Here is an 18271-nt window from a genome sequence, read left to right as displayed (position 1 = left end):
GATCCAGCGGCGCACGCCGAACAAGACTGTCGCGTTTCTCCTCTGTTCTCCACGGCCGCGCTTCGCTAAAGGCGCGCCATGCTGCGCCTTCGCGAGTACCAGCGCGCCGCCCTCGACGCGCTCGATTGTCATTGGGACCAGGGCGGCGGGCCCGGCCTCGTCGTGCTGCCGACCGGAGCCGGCAAGGCGCTCGTCATCGCCGCGCTGATCCGCGAATGGCTGGATCGGGCGCCGGGGGCGCGGATCTGCGTCCTCACCCATGTCCGCGAACTCGTGGTGCAGAACCACGGCGAGTTGCTGGCGTACTGGCCCGAGGCGCCCGCCGGCATCTTCTCCGCCGGCGTCGGCCGGCGCGAGGCGCACACGCAAGTCACCTTCTGCTCGATCCAATCCGTGCGTGACCGGGCCGAGCTGTTCGGCTCCATCGACCTCATCGTGATCGACGAGGCCCATCTCGTGGCCCGCGCGAGCGAGACCGGCTACGGCCGCTTCCTCGCGGCGGCGCGGGCCGGCAACCCGGATCTCAAGGTCGCGGGCTTCACCGCCACGCCCTACCGGCTCGATACCGGCCGGCTCGACGAGGGTGAGGGCCGGGTGTTCGAGCGGATCGTCTACGAATCGCTGGTCGGCGACCTGATCCACCAGGGCTTTCTGGCGGCCCTGATCTGCAAGGCGACCGCGCTCGCCCTCGACGTGTCGGGGGTGCCGAAGCGCGGCGGCGACTACATCCCCTCGGCGCTGGAGGCGGCGGTCAACCGCGAATGGATCACCCGCGCGGCGGTCGAGGAGATGGTTGGCTATGGCCGCGAACGGCGGGCGTGGCTCGCCTTCTGCGCTGGGCTCGCGCACGCGGCGTCCGTGCGCGACGCGATCCGGGCGGAAGGGATCTCCTGCGAGACCGTCACGGCCGAGACCGGCAAGCGCGAGCGAGACCGGATGGTGCGCGATTTCCGCGCCGGAAAGATCCGCTGCCTCGTCTCGGTCGGCGTGCTCTCCACCGGCTTCAACGTGCCGGAGGTCGATCTCATCGCCCTGCTGCGCCCGACCCAATCAGCCGGGCTCTATGTGCAGCAGGTCGGCCGGGCCCTGCGCCGGGCGCCGGGCAAGTCGGATGCGATCGTGCTCGATTATGCCGGACTGGTGCGGATGCACGGCCCCGTGGACGCGGTGACCGCCCGCAGCGTCGCGCTCGGGCCGGCGGCGTTGGGAATGGCGCGGGCCAAACCCTGCCCCGGCTGCGGCGCGCTGATCGCGCTCAACGCCAGCACCTGCGAAGCCTGCTGGGTGGAGCCCGAACCGGAGGACGAGGAGGCACCCCACGCTGCGAGCGCGGAGGACGCCATGCCGATCCTGTCCGAATCGATCTGCCCCTGGCGCGAGGTCGTGGGCTGGCGCCTCGACCGCGGCCCCGGCGGCTCCGGCCCGGACCGGCTCGAAGTCGCGCTGCGCTGGCGAGGCGGCGGCTGCCGGGTCGAGGTCTGCCTCGAACATTCCGGCCATGCCCGCGAGAAGGCGGTGCAATGGTGGCGCGCATTCGGTGGCGCCGATCCGGTGCCGATGTCGGTCGCCGCAGCCCTGGAACGGGCCGACGAATTGGAACGGCCGGAGACCCTCCGGGTCGAAGCCGCCGGCCGGCTTTCCGAGAGCGTGACGGTGCGTTTTTCGGACGGGCGGCGGTTCCGCGACCTGCGCCGCTGGGGCACCCTGGCCGCCTGATCGGATCCTCATCCGGGCTGATTCGTATTAATTTCGCCACACTGATGTGGCCCCGCATCAGTGATGCCGCTGCTGTCGCGACGTTCTGAAAACGTGCCGTCCGATGCCCCGTCCCCCGAGGACGGTGCCGAGGCGGTCGCGCGCCGGTTCGACTCGCCCCCGCGCGGGCCGGGCTGGATCGGCGCGGCAGTGGTGCTCACGGCGCTGATCTCGGCCTCGGTCACCTTCCTCATCCTCGCCGGCATCATCCAGATCACGCGGACGCCGACGACTGGCGTAGCCTTGCTCTCGGTCAACGCCGCGCTGGTTCTCGCGCTGGTCGTCGTGATCGCCTGGGAGGCGCGGGTCTTCCTGCATGCCCGGCGCACGCACGCCTCGGTGGCGCGGCTGCACACCCGCATCGTCGGCCTGTTCAGCCTAATCGCGATCCTGCCGACCATCCTGCTCGCCATCGTCGCCTCGGTGACGATCGATGTCGGCCTGTCGCTCGGCTTCACCGACCGCGTCCGTGACGTGGTGCTGAAATCGGTGCAGGTCGCGGACGCCTATCAGGAGAATCACTGCCAATCGCTCGCCCGCGAAATCCGCATCTTCGCCGACGACCTGACGCGGGCGCGGCCGAATTTCGATGTGAACCGCGAGTGGTTCGAGGGCTTCATGACCACCCGCGCCCAGGCGCTCGGCCTGCCGATCGTCAAGATCATGCGCGGGCCGAACGAGGTGGTGGCGCGCGCCAATATCGACGTGCTCAAGCAGACGCGGCTGCCCTCGGCCGCGGCCTTCGAGGACGCGGCGAAATCGAGCGACCCGATCTGCCTGCTGCCGAATGAGGGGCGGGTCTTCGCCGCCCTGATGCGGATGCCGGCCTACGACAACGCCGTGCTGCTGGTGCAGCGTGAGGTGAGCCAGCTCGCCATCGACTTTCCCGGTGTCGCCCGTGCCGCGGCGGCCGAATACCTGACCTTCGACGAACTGCGCCGCTACGTGCAGATCGCCTTCGCCTCGGTCTTCATCCTGATCGCCCTGATCACGCTGCTCTCGGCGGTCTGGTTCGGGCTGAACTTCGCCAACCGTTTCGTCGCCCCCATCCGGCGGCTCATCAACGCCGCCGACGAGGTCGCCGCCGGCAATTTCTACGCCCGGGTGCCGGCGCGGAAATCCGACGGCGATCTCGCCCATCTCGGCGAGAGCTTCAACACGATGACGCAGGAGCTGCGCCGCCAGCACGATGGCTTGCGCGCGGCCAACGACCTGATCGACCGCCGCCGCCGCTTCACCGAGGCCGTGCTGTCGGGCGTCTCACCCGGCGTGCTCGGCGTCGATGCCGACGGCGTCATCACCATCGCCAATCCGGGCGCGGAGCGGACGCTGGGCCTCACGGCCAAGGAGCTCGTCGGGCAGCCGCTGACGAATGTCGTGCCGGAGATCGCCGCACTGTTTCCGGAAGCCGAGGGGCGCCACCGCGCGCTGCAGCAGCAGATCCAGCTCGTACGCGGCGGCCGCGAGCGCACGATTGCCGTCCGCGTCACCAGCGAGCAGGCGCAGGGCGAGGCGCGCGGCTACGTCGTGACGCTCGACGACATCACCGATCTCGTCACGGCGCAGCGCACCTCGGCCTGGGCCGACGTCGCCCGCCGCATCGCCCACGAGATCAAGAACCCGCTGACCCCGATCCAGCTCTCGGCCGAGCGCATCCGGCGCAAGTACGGAAAAGTGATCACGACCGACAAGGACGTGTTCGAGCAGTGTACCGCCACGATCGTGCGGCAGGTGGACGAGATCAAGCGGATGGTGGACGAGTTCTCCTCCTTCGCCCGGATGCCGAAGCCCGCGATTACGCAGCAGGATCTGGCTGAGATCGCGCGCCAGAACCTATTCATGCTGCGCATGGCGCATCCCGACCTCGATTTCCCCTTCGACACGGTCGGTGCCGACGAGAAGGGCCGCGTCGTCGCCGCCTTCGACGTGCGGCTGTTCTCCCAGGCGCTCACCAACATCCTCAAGAACGCCGTCGAGGCGGTTCAGGCGGTGCCGGAGGACGTGCTGACGGCCGATGGCGGCAAGGGCCGGGTCGCCCTGACGCTGGTGGTCGAAGAGGCGTTCGTGGTGATCGAAGTCACCGATAACGGAAAAGGCTTTCCGGCAGAGGGGCGCCAGCGCTTGCTCGAACCCTATATGACGACCCGCGAGGGCGGGACCGGCCTCGGACTCGCGATCGTTTCCAAGGTGCTCGAAGAGCATGGCGGGGGGATCGAGCTGAACGACAACCCGGAGGGGCGCGGCGGACAGGTCCGCATGCGGCTGCCGCGGGAAGTCGGACGGCCGGACGAACGGAATTCCGGGACCGGTGCGGGACAGGAGCGGGATCGCTCCGCGGCACCGGGCGCGCGTGACAGGACAACGATGGATAAGAATACGGAGGACGCCATGGAAGCGCGACGCGTCGCGGAGGTGCAGCCATGAGCGCCGACATCCTGATCGTCGACGACGAGGCCGACATCCGCGATCTGGTCGCGGGTATCCTGGACGACGAGGGGCATCGCACCCGAACCGCGGCCGGGTCCGACGAGGCGCTGGCCGCGATCGAATCGCGCCGGCCCCACCTCGTCTTCCTCGACATCTGGCTCCAGGGCTCGCGCCTCGACGGCTTGCAGGTGCTCGACCTCATCAAGGCGGGCCACCCGGACCTGCCGGTGGTGATGATCTCGGGCCACGGCAACATCGAGACCGCGGTGGCGGCGATCAAATCCGGCGCCTACGACTTCATCGAGAAGCCGTTCAAGGCAGACCGCCTGATCCTCGTCGCCGAGCGGGCGCTGGAGGCCTCGCGCCTCAAGCGCGAGGTACGCGACCTCAAGGTCCGCTCGGGCCAAGCCAGCCGCATCGTCGGCGGCTCGGTTGCGGTCAACCAGCTCCGCCAGACCATCGAGCGCGTGGCGCCGACCAACGCCCGCGTGATGATCTCGGGCGCGCCGGGCGCCGGCAAGGAACTCTCGGCGCGCACCCTGCACGCCGCCTCCTCGCGGGCGAGCGGGCCCTTCGTCGTCATCAACGCGGCGACGATCACGCCGGAAACGATGGAAGCCGAGCTGTTCGGCGTCGAGGGCGGCGAAGGCCGGGTGCGGCGCGTCGGTGCCCTGGAGGAGGCGCATGGCGGCTCGCTCTACATCGACGAAGTCGCCGACATGCCGAAGGAAACGCAGAGCCGGATTCTGCGTGTCCTCGTGGATCAGAACTTCCAGCGCGTCGGCGGCACGGCCCGCGTCCATGTCGATGTGCGCATCATCTCCTCCTCGTCCCGCGACCTGACGGAGGAGATCGCCGCCGGGCGCTTCCGCGAGGACCTGTTCCACCGCCTCTCGGTGGTGCCGATCCGCATTCCCTCGCTGGCCGAGCGGCGTGAGGACGTGCCGGAGCTCATCACCTTCTTTATGGAGCAGATCTCGGCCGCCACCGGCCTGCCGCGGCGGCGCATCGCCGAGGACGCGATGGCGGTGCTCCAGTCGCACGACTGGCCCGGCAACGTCCGCCAGCTGCGCAACAACGTCGAGCGGCTGATGATCCTGACCCAGAGCGATCCGGATCAGGACGTCACCTCCGAGATGCTGCCGACCGAGATCGGCGCGCTGGTGCCGACGACGCCGACGGGTGCGGGCGGCGAGAAGCTGATGAGCCTGGCCCTGCGCGAGGCCCGCGAGATCTTCGAGCGGGAATATCTCATCGCGCAGATCGCACGCTTCTCCGGCAACATCTCCCGCACGGCCGAATTCATCGGCATGGAGCGCTCGGCGCTCCACCGGAAGCTGAAGTCGCTCGGCATCGGCCCGTAAGACATCCCTCGCGAACCGCGCGCTCGTCGATCGCCTGCCCCCGGGCACGGCGGCGCGGCGGGCGTGTCGTGACGGACGCTCAATCGGCCGCCGCAGGCTCGGTGGGCGAATGAGCGGTGGGAGCAGTTGCAAGGGGTGGATATTGACGCTTTGCGCTGCGGGGGGCCTCTTGCATCGCGGCAAGCTTCGCCCTGTAATAGAAATGGCCCGGCAAAGCGGTCCCAACACGTGAGAGCGCCGCCCCGCGCTTCAGCCACGGGATCGTGCTGATCCGTGGCGCGGGTCTCGAAACTAAGGATAAAAAGAAATGGCGGGCGAGCGCGCTCAGAACCTCCAGGACACGTTCCTGAATCATGTCCGCAAGAACAAGATCCCGCTGACGATCTTCCTCGTCAATGGCGTCAAGCTTCAAGGTGTCGTGACGTGGTTCGACAACTTCTGCGTTCTTCTTCGCAGGGACGGGCACTCGCAGCTCGTGTACAAGCACGCAATCTCGACGATCATGCCGGGCCATCCGGTGCAACTGTTCGAGCCCGACGAAACGGCTCCTGAAAAGGCCTGAACGCGCGAAGCGGGCCGGTTCCCGTCATTTGCGGAAGCCAGCGGATGTAAAATGGCGTCATCGTTCCGACATAAGGGAACGATGACACGGAGACGCCATGACTGAAATCCTTCCGCCCGGCGAAGCACGCCTGCAGGCGAAGGCCGCCCCCGAGGGCGAGATCGCCGCCGCGACCCGCACGCTGGTTCTCGGCCCCTATCTCACACGCGCCGCTCAGCGGCTGGCCCCCGGACAGACGGAGACCGTGCGCTCGGACGAAGCGCGGCTCGACGAAGCCGTCGGATTGGCGGCCGCCATCGAACTCGACGTCACCCGGGCGATCTCGGTGCATATCCAGCGCCCGCGTCCCTCGACCTATCTCGGCAAGGGCTGGGTCGAGGAGATCGCCGGGCTCATCAAGGCCGAGGAGATCGGCCTCGTGGTGATGGATTGCGCGCTCTCGCCGGTGCAGCAGCGCAACCTCGAAAAGGCTTGGGGCGCCAAGGTCATCGACCGCACCGGCCTGATCCTCGAGATCTTCGGCCGGCGCGCCTCGACCCGCGAGGGCACGCTCCAGGTCGAGCACGCCCATCTCGCCTATCAGAAGTCTCGCCTCGTGCGGTCATGGACCCACTTGGAGCGGCAGCGCGGCGGCTTCGGCTTCCTCGGCGGCCCCGGTGAGACCCAGATCGAGGCCGATCGGCGGATGATCCAGGAGCGGATGACCCGGATCGAGCGCGACCTCGAAGCCGTGACCCGCACCCGCGGCCTCCACCGCAAGAGCCGCGCGCGGGTGCCGTATCCGATCGTGGCGCTGGTCGGCTACACCAATGCCGGCAAGTCGACCCTGTTCAATGCCCTGACCAAGGCCGAGGTGCGGGCGCAGGACATGCTGTTCGCCACCCTCGACCCGACCGCGCGGGCGACCAAGCTGCCGCACGGCGAGACGGTGATTCTCTCCGACACGGTGGGCTTCATCTCCGACCTGCCGACCTCCCTGATCGCCGCCTTCCGCGCCACGCTGGAAGACGTGATCGAGGCGGACATCCTGCTCCACGTGCGCGACGTCTCGCATGGCGACACCCAGGCCCAGGCCGAGGATGTCGAGGGCGTGCTGCGCGAACTCGGGATCGAGGCGGATGCGGAGCGGATCATCGAGGTGTGGAACAAGGCCGACCTCCTCGACGAGGGCGAGCGCACCCGTCTGCTTAATCTCAGCGCCGCGCATCTCGGGGCCGGGCCGGCACCGATTCTCGTCTCGGCGCTGACGGGGGAAGGTCTTCCGGAACTCACCGAGCGGATCGAGGGGCAGGTGGCGCGGGCGCGCTCGACCTTCGCCGTGACGCTTCCGCCCGAGGACGGCGCTGCGCTCAACTGGCTCTACGAGAACGCCGAGGTTCTCGATCGCCAATCCGAGACCGGCGGCGCGATCGCGCTGACGATCCGCATCGCCCCGGAGAAGGAGCCCCGCTTCCTCAACCGGTTCGAAGCGGCCCAGCGCGTCGGCGGTCCGCAGAGTTCGCCGGCCGCGTAGGGCTTTGCCCGCTTGCGGGTGCCAACGCTGCGAAGAGAAGACTCAGCAAACGAAAAGGCCGGTACCGCGATGAGCGGCACCGGCCTTTTCTCGTTCCGGATCTTCGACCCGAAAGCCGGGTGGCGGCGTTCGGGTCGACGCCTTTGTGCTTGCCGTCAGTCCTTCGGCGCGGCGTGGGCGACCATCGCGAGGCTGTGGTGCAGGCCGCTCGCGCCGCCGCCGACCACCTCGACCCTGGACCCGGTTTTGGCCCGCCGCGTCGCCCATTCCCGCATCATCTCCAGGCAGGTGTGATCGACGTGGCGCAGATCCTGCGCTGCGAGACGGATCGGCGAACCTTCCGGCGTCCGCTCCAGCGCCGCATTGAGATGCGGCAGTTGGAGGAAGGTCGCCGAACCCGAGAGCCGCAGTTCCGGCACGCCCTGAACCGCTCCGCCTTGCACCGTCTGCGACGCGCCGCCCTCGATCTTGAGCGGACCACGCAGGTAGTGCGGGATCACCTGGAGCAGGCTGAGCGCAAGGCCCGTGAGAACGCCGGTCAACAGGTCGGTCGCGACGACCATCACCATGGTCGCCAACCAGATCGCGGCGGTGGGCAGGCCGTAACGCTCGTGCAGGTGGAAGGCGTGGGCGGGGCTCACGAGGCGCCAGCCCGTCACCACGAGGATGCCGGCGAGGGAGGCGGTCGGCACGACCTTCAGCACCATCGGTAGGACCAGAAGGAAGGCGAGGATCCAACTCCCGTGCAGGATGGTGGAGGCGCGCGTCGCCGCACCCGCCTGGACGTTGGCCGAGGACCGGACGATGACACCGGTCATCGGCAGGCCGCCCGCGAGGCCGCAGAGGATGTTGCCGATGCCCTGGGCCCCGAGTTCGCGGTTGTACTGCGTGCGCGGGCCGTCATGCATCCGGTCCACCGCCGCCGCCGAGAGCAGACTCTCCGCGCTGGCGATGACTGCGAGGGTGACCGCCATCAGGATCATCGCCGGCTCGGCCAAGCGGCTCCAGTCGCCCATTCCCGGCATGGTCACGGCGGAGAAGATGTTCTCCGGCACCTCGACGCGCTTGACGTCCATGCTGCCGACGACGGCCACGACGGTGCCGGCCAGCACGCCCATGAGCGCACCGGGAATCAGCTTGAGCTTGGCCGGACGGATCTTCTCCCAGCCGATCATCGCAACGATGGTGGCAAGGCCGATGATCACGGCCCCGGGGCGGTTGCCGTCCGGACCGGAGACGAAGTTGAAGAACGCGGCGGGGATGGCGACGAGGTTATCGAGACCGCTGGCCTTGGGCAGGGCGTCGGTCAACACGTGGATCTGGGCCAGCACGATCAGAATGCCGATGCCGGCGAGCATGCCGTGCACGACCGCTGGCGAGATCGCCCTGAACCAGCCGCCGACCCGGAGCGCCCCGGCGAGAAGCTGGATGGCGCCCGCCGCGACGAGGACCGGCCCGAGCGCGTCGATGCCGTGCTCACGCACGAACTCGAAGACGATGACGGCAAGGCCCGCGGCTGGGCCGCTGACCTGAAGCGGCGAGCCGGCGAGGAAGCCGACGACGATACCGCCGATGATGCCGGTGATGAGGCCGCGCTCGGCGGGCACACCGGAGGCCATGGCGATGCCCATGCAGAGGGGCATCGCCACGAGGAAGACGACGAAGGAGGCCGGAAGGTCCCGGCCGATGGTCGATGGCATCAGCCGGGCGAGGGAGGCGCGCATAGCAAAAATCTACTCCGCTGCGATAGCGTGGGGGATGGGTTCGGGCCCGGCATGGGGGCTGGCATGGGGACCAGCATGAGGGCCGGCGAATTCCGGTGTGGCGATCCGCGACGCCGAAGCCTGGGCGACGGGGACACCCGTGGCTTCGTCGATGGGGATGAAGCGGCTGCGCTCGCCGCAATAGGCGAGCACCTGGCCGCTCTCGATTTCGAAGAACCAGCCGTGCAGGCGCAGCTTGCCGCGAGCCAGAGCCGTCGCCACGCTCGGGTGGGTGCGCAGATGGTTGAGTTGCACCACGACGTTCTCCAGGGCGACGGCGCGGTGGCGCTCCTTCGGGTCCATGCCCTCGGGATAGGCCTCGCAGACGATCTGTTTCGCCGCATGGCTGTGGCGCAGCCACGCCGCCACGTTGGGCATGTTGCCCAGCGCCTCGGGATTCATGAGGCCCTTCATGGCGCCGCAATCGGAATGACCGCAGATCACGATGTCCAGCACGCCGAGGGCGACGACCGCGTACTCGATCGCGGAGGACACGCCGCCGTTCTGCTGCGAGAAGGGCGGGACGATGTTGCCGGCATTCCGGCATACGAACAGATCGCCCGGACCGGACTGCGTGATGTGCTCGGGCGAGACGCGGGAATCGGCGCAGGCGATCATGAGCGCCTTGGGCTGCTGACCGTCGCGCACCAGCCGCTGATACATCTGCTGCTGGCCCGGAAAGACCGTTCCCCGGAAGTTCGACAGACCTTGGATGATGCCGTCCACGTCAAACCCCGCTGTCACCACGCGTGAGCCGACACGCCGGGACGCATGAGATGCTGGCTGGATGACACGCGCATCACGCCTGTCGATCCGCGAAGTCTGATTGGGCGAGACGCGGTGATGCCGGCGCCTCCGGCAGGCACAAGGCTGCCTGCGCTGTCGCAAAGGCTGCGACGAGGTGTGAGCCGGTACGGTGTCGTCCGGGAGATCCGGGCGGCCCGAGTCGGGGCGGCCGGATATCGGGTGGTGAGGACGTGGCCGGCAGCGCGGTTCGAGCGCCGCCGGCGGACAAGCCTTGGTTAGCGCACGCGGCGCGGCGCGGTGCCGGCGGACCAATGCGTCTGCACGGTGCCCAGACGGGCGGCGGGGCGAATGTCGCCACCCTTGGCGCCGGCGTTCTCGCTCAGCATCGGCGCGCCGAGGATCTGGCCCGAGCCTGCACGCTGCGAGTGGAGCGAACGGGGGTCGTGGTAGGGATCGTCCACGTAGCTGCTCATGAAGCCGCCGCCGGCCTGCTGGCGGCTGCCGTTTCCACCATCCTGCGCCTGCGCCGTGAGCGGCAAAGCAACGGCCGCAGCCGCCAGGAGACCGAGTGTCACAATCCGCTTCATATTGAACATCCTCTCGTAATCCCTGAGTGGCGAATTTTTTTTCGTCTTCTTCAGGTGTCGCAAGAAGACAGTAATTCCGTGAATTATATTTTGAAAGTGCGTTTTATCACGACGATATACTTTTGATTTAATCCTGGCAGATCGATTGCTTGGTGCGCAACGGCACCTTCCGCCGATAAACTAGACGTGATTGAGGGATGAAAATCGATTGCGATTGGTGAGGATTAAATTGGACTGCACTTCACTGAACGACCCTGATCGTACATCGACGACAAGAGCAGCAGGTGATCATCAATGTCAGCGAACCTGCGGGACGGCGTGGCGCCCGAACGAGGGCCGCGATCTCCATTGCGAACGGACCCAGCAGCCGTCGGACAGCCGGATCGGAATGGCGGACTTGGAGCGACCTGCCTTCCATTGGAGCAGGGCGGTGAGCGGCAAATAGCAGACGTGCTGGCGACGATCATTTTCGAAGGGTGGACGGGGATTTCAGCATATGCACTTGATTGATCGCCCGTCGATCGAAATGTCTTCAAACAAGACAGGCGCTTTCAAATCAGACCAATACACCTCAATTTTTATTGAGAGCGATCGCTCGGCCTTAATACAGGCGCTGCTTCTCCAAGCACCGCTCCCGCTCCGGCGATCGTTGCGCCACAATGATTCAGTGCTTTCGTTGGCCCTCACATTGAGGTCCCGCGCGAAAGCTCGGCCTCGAAGCATCCCGCACGGTCGATGCCGTGGCATCGGTCGAGCGGGGAAGCGCTGCGCCGTGCTTCGAAGCCGAGCGGTTCAACTGGTAGAAACGTCATGATCTCCGGAGGGGATCAGCAACAGCCTCTTAGCGGTGATCGGTGGCCTGCTTGCGCTTAAGGAAGGCTTCCATCTGCGCGATTTCCGTATCCTGCGCCTTCACGATGTCTTCGGCGAGCTTGCGGATCTCGGGATCCTTCGAGTGTTCGAGGGCGATCTTCGCCATCTCGACTGCGCCGCGATGGTGCGGGATCATCCCGCGCACGAAATCGAGATCGACGTCGTTGGTGTAACGGATGTCCATCTCACGATGCATGCGGGCATCGGCATCGCGATACGCCTTAGTTGCTGCACTATCCTTCGCCGCGGCCTTCGGGTCCGGTTGAGCCTGCCCGTGATGGTGGTGCGGGTCCTGGGCGAGGGCCGTGCCGGCCAAAATGCAGGCGACGAGAACCGCGGGGATTGTTTTCGACATCGAGAAGGCTCCTGGATCGCGGACGAAAATCAGTCGAAGCGGGCGCTGGCGGTGACGCCGCCCGGTCCGGTGATGCGCACCGCGCCGCTGGGACTGTCCCCCAGGGCCGCCTCGGCCTTGCCGGCCAGCCGGTTGCCCTCGGGGCTGAGCAAGATGCGGGCGGCCTTGGCGTTGGATTTGAGGATGGCGACTGCCTTGAACCCCTCGGCCGGCAGGGGCTTGCCGTCGCCATCGGTGAGGTAGACCGAGACAGTCTCGGCTCGCGTCACGAGTTCGGCGTGCCACGGGCCCGCATCCTCGACCCGGCCGCCATGGGGCCCAGCCGGATGGTCATGGTCGCGCTGAGCGCTCGCGGGTGCGGCCAGCAGGGTCAGTGCCAGCACGGCGCAGGACATCGCGCGGTTCATCGATCGTCTCCTTGAATGCGGTTGGTTCAAAAGGCTTCACGCACGGGTGCGTGCAGCGCGTCGGCTCCGGCCGGGGCATGAAGCCGCGCGAAGGCGCCCCGCCCGAACATCAGGACGAGGACGGGGGTGAGCACGGCGTCGAGCAGGGTCGCGCTCATCAGGCCGCCGAAGATCGTCACGGCGACGGGGTGCAGGATCTCCTTGCCCGGCGCCGTCCCGTCGATCAGGAGCGGCACCAGGGCGATGCCGGCCGACAGAGCCGTCATCAGCACCGGCGTCATCCGCTCCAGGCTCGCCCGGGTGACGAGGGCAGGGCCGAGGGCCAGGCCTTCGTCGCGGGCGAGGTTCAGCATGTGGCTGATCTTGAGGATGCCGTTGCGGGCGACGATGCCGGTGAGCGTGACGAAGCCGATCATCGAGGCGACCGACAGCGGCAGGTCGGCGATCCACAGGGCGAGCACGCTGCCGATCAGCGCGAGCGGTACGTTGCCCATCACGATCAGGGCCAGCGGCACCGAGCGGTAGCGCCCGTGCAGCAGGGCGAAGACGAGGGCGAGCGACACGAGGCTGAGCCCGCCGATGGTGCGCGCGGCCTCGCCTTGCGCCTCGTAGCTGCCCTCCAGCCGGGCGCTCACGCCCTCGGGCAGGCGCGTCTCGTCGAGCACGCGGCGGATGCCGGCGATGATGGCCGCCATATCGGTGCGGCCGTCGGAATTGGCCTGCACCACGATGCGCCGCCGCCCGTTCTCGCGCAGGATCTGGTTCGGCCCGTCGGTCTCGCGGATGTCGGCGATCTCGCGGGCCGGCACCCAGCCCGACGGCGTCTCGATCAGGAGGTCGCCGAGCGCCTGCGGGCTGCGCTGGGCCTCGGGCAGGCGCAGGGTGACGTCGAAGCGGCGCGGCCCGTCGGCAATGGTCGAGAGCGTGCGACCGTTTGGCGAGCCGGGCGATGGTCTCGACCACAGTCGAGGGCGAGACGCCGTAGAGCGCGGCGCGGCCGTAATCGACCCGGATGTCGAGCTGCGGGATGCGCACCTGCCGCTCGACCTGAAGATCGGTGACGCCGGGCACCGACGCTGCAATCCGCTCGCGGACGCCCTCGGCCGCGGCGCGCAGGCTGTCGAGGTCGTCGCCGAACAGCTTCAGAGCGATCTCGGCGCGCACGCCCGAGAGCATATGGTCGAGCCGGTGCGAGATCGGCTGGCCGACATTGACCGTCACCGGCAGAACCGCGAGCCGCTCGCGGATCTCGGCGATCACCGCTTCGCGGGGGCGGCCGGCCTTCAGCCGCACTTCGAGATCGGAGGAGTGGACGCCTTCCGCGTGCTCGTCGAGTTCGGCGCGGCCGGTGCGGCGCCCGACGGTGGCGACCTCCGGCACGTCCAGCACCAACCGCTCGGCGATGGCGCCGACGCGGCTGCTCTCGGCGAGCGAGATGCCGGGTCGGAACGTCACGTTGATGGTGAGCGAGCCCTCGTTGAAGGTCGGCAGGAAGGCGCGCGGCAGATGCGCGGCCGCGATACCCGCCGCGACGACGCAGAGGGCGATGCTGGTCATCAGCACCCGCGGATGAGCCAGCGCGACCTTGAGCAAAGCCGCGTTGCCGGCCTTGAGCCGCCGCACCAGGAGCGGTTCGCGCTCGGTCAGGCTCTTCATGCCCGGCAGCAGCCAGGAGGCGAGAACCGGCGTCAGGGTGACGGAGACGAGCAGGCTCGCCAGTATCGCGACGATATAGGCTTGGCCGAGCGGCGCGAAGAGCCGGCCCTCGATACCGGAGAGCGCGAACAGCGGCACGAAGACGAGCACGATGATCGCAGTGGCGTAGACGATACCGGAGCGAACCTCACTGGAGGCGGCCACCACCACGTCGAACACGCTGCGGGGCGAGCCCTCGGCCCGGTTCTCGCGCAGCCGGCGGAAGATGTTCTCGACATCGACCACCGCGTCATCGACCAGTTCGCCGATGGCGATGGCGAGCCCGCCGAGCGTCATGGTGTTGATCGAGAAGCCCAGGAGCCAGAACACCAGCGCCGTGGCCAGGATCGAGACCGGAATCGCGGTGAGCGAGATCAGCGTCGTGCGCGCGTTCATCAGGAAGGCGAACAACACCACGGCCACCACCGCGACCGCCTCCATCAGCACCCGCTCGACATTCGCGAGCGATGTCTCGATGAAGTCCGCCTGCCGGAACAGGATTTTCTGAGCATCCATGCCTTTCGGCAGGGTGGGGGCGACCTCCTTGAGCGCCGCCTCGACGTCACGCGTCAGGCGCACGGTATCGATGCCGGGCTGCTTCTCGACCGAGAGGATCACCGCCGGTTCGCCGCGATAACCGCCATCGCCGCGCTTGGGCCGCGCCGCGAACGCGACTTCGGCGATCTGGCGCAGATAGACCCGACCCTCGATCGCCGGGTTGCCGGTGCCGGGTAGGTCGGCTGCCGCGGTCGCGCCCTGCGGGCCGGTCGGGATCACGAGGTTGCGTAGGTCCTCCAGGCTCAGTGTGCGGCCGATATTGCGAATCAGGATCTCGCGGGCGTTGGCGTCGGCAAACCCGCCGCCGGCATTGGTACCGAAGCCGGACAAAGCGGTGACGAGCGCCTCGTTGCTCACGCCGAGCGCCCGCATCGCCGCCGGATTGGGGCTGACGCGGAACTGGCGCACCTCGCCGCCGATGGGGATCACCTGCGCGACGCCGGGAATCGACAGCAGGCGCGGGCGCAGGATGAAGTCGGCCGTCTCACGGACCTGCATCGGGTCCGATGTCTCACTCGTGACGGCAACGAGCAGGATGCCGCCCATGATCGAGGCGACCGGGCCCATCTGTGGGACGACGCCCGCCGGCAGCTCGGAGCGCACCAGGGCGAGGCGTTCGGCCACGAACTGGCGGTCGCGGTAGAGGTCGGTGTCCCAGCCGAATTCGACGGTGACGATGGAGAGCCCGGCACTCGACACCGAGCGGACTCGGGTGACGCCGGGCAGGCCGTTCATCCGCGTCTCGATGGGATAGGTGACGAGCTGCTCCACCTCCGGCGGGGCATAGCCCTCGGCTTCCGTCATCACCGTGACGGTGGGGCGGTTGAGATCGGGCAGCACATCGACGGGCAGGCGCGTGAGCGCGAGGCCGCCGGCCAGCACCAGGCCGAGACAGAGCGCCAGGACCAGCACCCGGTTGAGCAGGGCGCCGCGGACGAGAAGGGCGAACATGGCGCGTCTTCCCTCAGCGGACCTGATCGAGCAGTTCGGCGCCCTGCACCACGACGCGCCGGCCGGCGCCGAGGCCGCCGGCCACGATCACCTGATCGGCATCCAGCGGCTCGACCCGCACGGGCCGCGGCTCGAACCGCTCGGCGGAGACGTGCTCGTAGACCACCGCGCCGCTCTCGGTGCGGACGACCCCCGCCCGAGGTACTGCCAATCCGCCGATAGTCTCGCCGGTCGGCGCCATCACGGTCACGAACTGACCGAGCCGGACACCCTCAGCGTTTCCGGTGATCGCGAACTGCACCGGCACCGCTTGGTTGCGGTCGGCGAGGCCGGCGCCGCGGGATGCCAGCGCCAGCGTGCGCCCGTCGGGCAGCCGTGCGGTCGCGGCGGCGCCGGGCTCCAGGCTGACGAAGCTCAGCGCCTCGACGTAGAGTTTGTCCGGATCGACGATGCGGAACACCATTGTGCCCGCCGCCGCCATCTGACCGGCCACCGCCGCCCGCTCGGCGACCACGCCGTCCACCGGGGCGATCAGCTCTTCGGGCGCGCGGCGAATCGTGTCGAGGGCGGCGCGGCGGTCCTTCAAGCCGGTGAGCTCGGCGCGGGCGTCTTCCAGAGCCGTCTGCGCCACCGCGCCGGTCGTGGCGAGGCGCTCGTAGCGGGCGACCTTGCGGGTGGTGATCGCGATCTGCTGGTCGAGATCGCCTTGGGTCTGGCGCATGTCGGAGAGATCGACCGCCTGGACCGGCGGCGTGACGGTGGCGAGCACCTCACCCTTGCGGACCCGTGTGCCGAGATTCGGGAAGCCGCCGGGCGGGGGAGCGAGGCGGCCGCCGACCGACGATTGCACGACGCCGCTGGCATTCGGATCGGCGATGACGCGCCCCGGCAATTCAATGGTGCGGCGATGGTCGGCAATGCCGGTGAGGCCGGTGCGCAAAGCGAGCAGGCGCTGCGTCGATTTCGGGACGAACACCGCGCCGCCCGGCAGGCGCCGGGCGCGCTCGACGGACACAGCCGTGGGCGCGGTGAGGACCACGCCCTGGACCGAAGCGGCCTCTCCTTCGCCGGGCCCATTTTTCTCGTGATCATGTCCCTCATGGGCGAGGGCGGCGGTGCCGAGGAGAAGCGTCAGGGTCAGGGCCAGGACCGCGAAGGCGGGGAGGGCCCGGCGCGAGCGCACGAGCATGATGACGGCGAGCCCGAGCAGGAATCCGCCGGCGGCCGCACCGATCGGACCTTGATGGGTGAGATGACGGCGGAGATTGGCGAGCCACGCCGACGCCTCGGCCTGGACCGGCATCGCTGCCGCCGCCGGCTCGGGCAGTTGCAGGTCGAGGGCCAGCACATCCGTCGTACCGTCGGCGGTCACGGTGGCGAGCAGATCGTATCGCTGACCGCGGGCGAGCCACGGGGACGCGATCTCGTAGACGCCGTCGCCGACGGACCGCGTTTCGGCCGGACCGTCCGGCGTCTCGATTGTGATTTCGGCACCGTTGACCGGCTCGTTGCTGGTGAAGCGATCGAGATAGAATCGTATCCGGTCGCCAGCCGCCACCGCCACGAGTTCGAAGCTGGCCGACGCCGCTTCGGCCCGCGGCGTGGTCTGTGCGGGGAGGGCCGGCGCCTCGACACCGTGGCTGTGACCCTCATGGGCCAGGGCGACACTGCCCGCTGCCGATGCGGCAGCAAGCGCGAGCAAGACAGCCAGCGCCCGAAGCGCCGCCGCGAGACGGATAGTCATGGGGAACGAAACCTTCGCCAGATGAGCAACGACATCACCCGGCACGGAGCGTACCGGATGGGGATCGGGCGTCAGGCGAGGGTTCGGGGGGGTTCGATCTGCGCCTCGGGCACGATGCCCGACAGACGCGGTCCGTCCCGCGCAGGGGCACAGGCCTGCGCGCCGGCCGGCGGAAGATCCGGGACCGGTGACGGGGCGAGCCCGGTGGCGCAGCAGGACGACGGCGCATGGCCGCAAACACCGCCGGCTGCGCAAGCCGGGCAGGCGCAGGCCATCCGGGATTGCTCGATCACCGGTATCGCGTCCGCTCGAACGATCGACGCTGGACCGGCGAGCCGGAGGTCCGATCCGGCCATCGCGAGGTCAGGCGCCTGAGCGACGTGCTCGTGCACGCCTTGCTCACGCACGCCTTGCTCACGCACGTCTTGCTCACCCACGACTTGCCCATGGGCACCGTGCGCGCGGGCGCCGGACGGCATCAGCGCCGCGGCGATCATGACGATCACCGCCGCCAGCCAGAGCGCTATGGGACGAGCGGACTTCATTGTGCTTGACCCGTAGCATGGACGCGCCGCCGTCAACAGAGGCCGGCGGGCGAAGAGAGCAGCGACCGCCATGTTCACAAGAACGGCATCCCCCGCCTGAAACCGCTGACTTCAATGGACTTCGCGATACAAATCGAGGCTTGATGACGGCGCGACGGATCGTCTCGCATAGGTTGTATAGCGAAGAATATGAGTGCTTAAGGCGCCGACGCGTCACTCGTTTCCTGTCCAGCGTCTCGCGGGTTGGTTTGGGGTGCGAGTGCGGTGCGGCATCGTCCTTCCGCTCCGTTGTGCGTAGTGCGGACGTCGCGCCGAAACTCTCGATCCGTCCGTCGCTTATAGGACGTTCCGGCTGCCGTAACGCTCCGGGTCGGGGCCGGAAAAGTTGAGCTATGACACACCACGGGACCGTGCGAGCCCGCCTT

Annotated in this window: 12 protein-coding genes and 1 pseudogene; 5 read left to right on the top strand and 8 right to left on the bottom strand. The window is 68.4% G+C overall.

Features of this window, described 5'->3' with window-relative positions; translation table 11 throughout:
* Positions 1–78: 78 nt before the first annotated feature.
* From M2437_RS19270 to hflX, 5 genes are all read left to right on the top strand, one after another.
* Positions 79–1716 carry a DEAD/DEAH box helicase gene (locus tag M2437_RS19270; protein WP_253388399.1) on the top strand — a complete coding sequence of 546 codons (1638 nt, stop codon included), beginning with the start codon at positions 79–81 and terminating at the stop codon, positions 1714–1716.
* Between the two features lie 63 nt (positions 1717–1779).
* On the top strand, positions 1780–4179 hold the full coding sequence (locus tag M2437_RS19265) for a sensor histidine kinase NtrY-like (RefSeq protein WP_056118977.1): 2400 nt from the start codon (positions 1780–1782) through the stop codon (positions 4177–4179).
* Entirely contained in the window at positions 4176–5546 is a 1371-nt protein-coding gene (gene ntrX, locus M2437_RS19260) for a nitrogen assimilation response regulator NtrX (RefSeq protein WP_003600268.1), read from the top strand. The genes M2437_RS19265 and ntrX overlap by 4 nt, the downstream gene beginning before the upstream one ends.
* 307 nt (positions 5547–5853) lie before the next feature.
* The gene (gene hfq / locus M2437_RS19255; RefSeq protein WP_003600267.1) at positions 5854–6108 is read left to right on the top strand and encodes an RNA chaperone Hfq; all 255 of its coding nucleotides are present in this window, start codon (positions 5854–5856) and stop codon (positions 6106–6108) included.
* A gap of 97 nt (positions 6109–6205) precedes the next feature.
* Complete coding sequence (hflX, locus tag M2437_RS19250) at positions 6206–7621, top strand: GTPase HflX (protein ID WP_253388398.1); 1416 nt, start codon at positions 6206–6208, stop codon at positions 7619–7621.
* Positions 7622–7776: 155 nt separating this feature from the next.
* Here the strand turns inward: hflX and M2437_RS19245 are convergent, their stop codons facing one another.
* The 8 genes and pseudogenes from M2437_RS19245 to M2437_RS19210 form a co-directional block, all read right to left on the bottom strand.
* Positions 7777–9345 (bottom strand): SulP family inorganic anion transporter, encoded by a 1569-nt coding sequence (locus M2437_RS19245; RefSeq protein WP_253388397.1) that lies wholly within the window; start codon positions 9343–9345, stop codon positions 7777–7779.
* 9 nt (positions 9346–9354) lie between these two features.
* The gene (locus tag M2437_RS19240) at positions 9355–10110 is read right to left on the bottom strand and encodes a carbonic anhydrase (protein WP_147019516.1); all 756 of its coding nucleotides are present in this window, start codon (positions 10108–10110) and stop codon (positions 9355–9357) included.
* A gap of 296 nt (positions 10111–10406) precedes the next feature.
* Positions 10407–10718 (bottom strand): hypothetical protein, encoded by a 312-nt coding sequence (locus tag M2437_RS19235; protein ID WP_253388396.1) that lies wholly within the window; start codon positions 10716–10718, stop codon positions 10407–10409.
* 841 nt (positions 10719–11559) lie between these two features.
* On the bottom strand, positions 11560–11946 hold the full coding sequence (gene copM / locus M2437_RS19230) for a CopM family metallochaperone (protein ID WP_056504115.1): 387 nt from the start codon (positions 11944–11946) through the stop codon (positions 11560–11562).
* A gap of 29 nt (positions 11947–11975) precedes the next feature.
* The gene (locus M2437_RS19225) at positions 11976–12353 is read right to left on the bottom strand and encodes a hypothetical protein (RefSeq protein WP_253388395.1); all 378 of its coding nucleotides are present in this window, start codon (positions 12351–12353) and stop codon (positions 11976–11978) included.
* 26 nt (positions 12354–12379) lie between these two features.
* A pseudogene (locus M2437_RS19220) lies at positions 12380–15557 on the bottom strand (efflux RND transporter permease subunit).
* Positions 15558–15570: 13 nt separating this feature from the next.
* Positions 15571–17301 carry an efflux RND transporter periplasmic adaptor subunit gene (locus M2437_RS19215; protein ID WP_253388393.1) on the bottom strand — a complete coding sequence of 577 codons (1731 nt, stop codon included), beginning with the start codon at positions 17299–17301 and terminating at the stop codon, positions 15571–15573.
* A 71-nt stretch (positions 17302–17372) separates the two neighbouring features.
* Positions 17373–17846: a hypothetical protein gene (locus M2437_RS19210; RefSeq protein WP_253388392.1), complete on the bottom strand. Its 474-nt coding sequence runs from the start codon at positions 17844–17846 to the stop codon at positions 17373–17375.
* Positions 17847–18271 lie beyond the last annotated feature (425 nt).

This window comes from Methylorubrum pseudosasae (assembly GCF_029504475.1).
Taxonomy (GTDB): Bacteria; Pseudomonadota; Alphaproteobacteria; order Rhizobiales; family Beijerinckiaceae; genus Methylobacterium; species Methylobacterium extorquens.
This window is presented reverse-complemented; position numbering and strand designations above follow the sequence as displayed.

Bases quoted from the DNA above. Each gene is read 5' to 3' on its own strand.
- M2437_RS19245 (WP_253388397.1), bottom strand. From the start codon at position 9,345: ATGCGCGCCTCCCTCGCCCGGCTGATGCCATCGACCATCGGCCGGGAC.
- M2437_RS19235 (WP_253388396.1), bottom strand. From the start codon at position 10,718: ATGAAGCGGATTGTGACACTCGGTCTCCTGGCGGCTGCGGCCGTTGCT.
- copM (WP_056504115.1), bottom strand. From the start codon at position 11,946: ATGTCGAAAACAATCCCCGCGGTTCTCGTCGCCTGCATTTTGGCCGGC.
- hflX (WP_253388398.1), top strand. From the start codon at position 6,206: ATGACTGAAATCCTTCCGCCCGGCGAAGCACGCCTGCAGGCGAAGGCC.
- M2437_RS19215 (WP_253388393.1), bottom strand. From the start codon at position 17,301: ATGACTATCCGTCTCGCGGCGGCGCTTCGGGCGCTGGCTGTCTTGCTC.
- ntrX (WP_003600268.1), top strand. From the start codon at position 4,176: ATGAGCGCCGACATCCTGATCGTCGACGACGAGGCCGACATCCGCGAT.
- M2437_RS19210 (WP_253388392.1), bottom strand. From the start codon at position 17,846: ATGAAGTCCGCTCGTCCCATAGCGCTCTGGCTGGCGGCGGTGATCGTC.
- M2437_RS19225 (WP_253388395.1), bottom strand. From the start codon at position 12,353: ATGAACCGCGCGATGTCCTGCGCCGTGCTGGCACTGACCCTGCTGGCC.
- M2437_RS19265 (WP_056118977.1), top strand. From the start codon at position 1,780: ATGCCGCTGCTGTCGCGACGTTCTGAAAACGTGCCGTCCGATGCCCCG.
- M2437_RS19270 (WP_253388399.1), top strand. From the start codon at position 79: ATGCTGCGCCTTCGCGAGTACCAGCGCGCCGCCCTCGACGCGCTCGAT.
- hfq (WP_003600267.1), top strand. From the start codon at position 5,854: ATGGCGGGCGAGCGCGCTCAGAACCTCCAGGACACGTTCCTGAATCAT.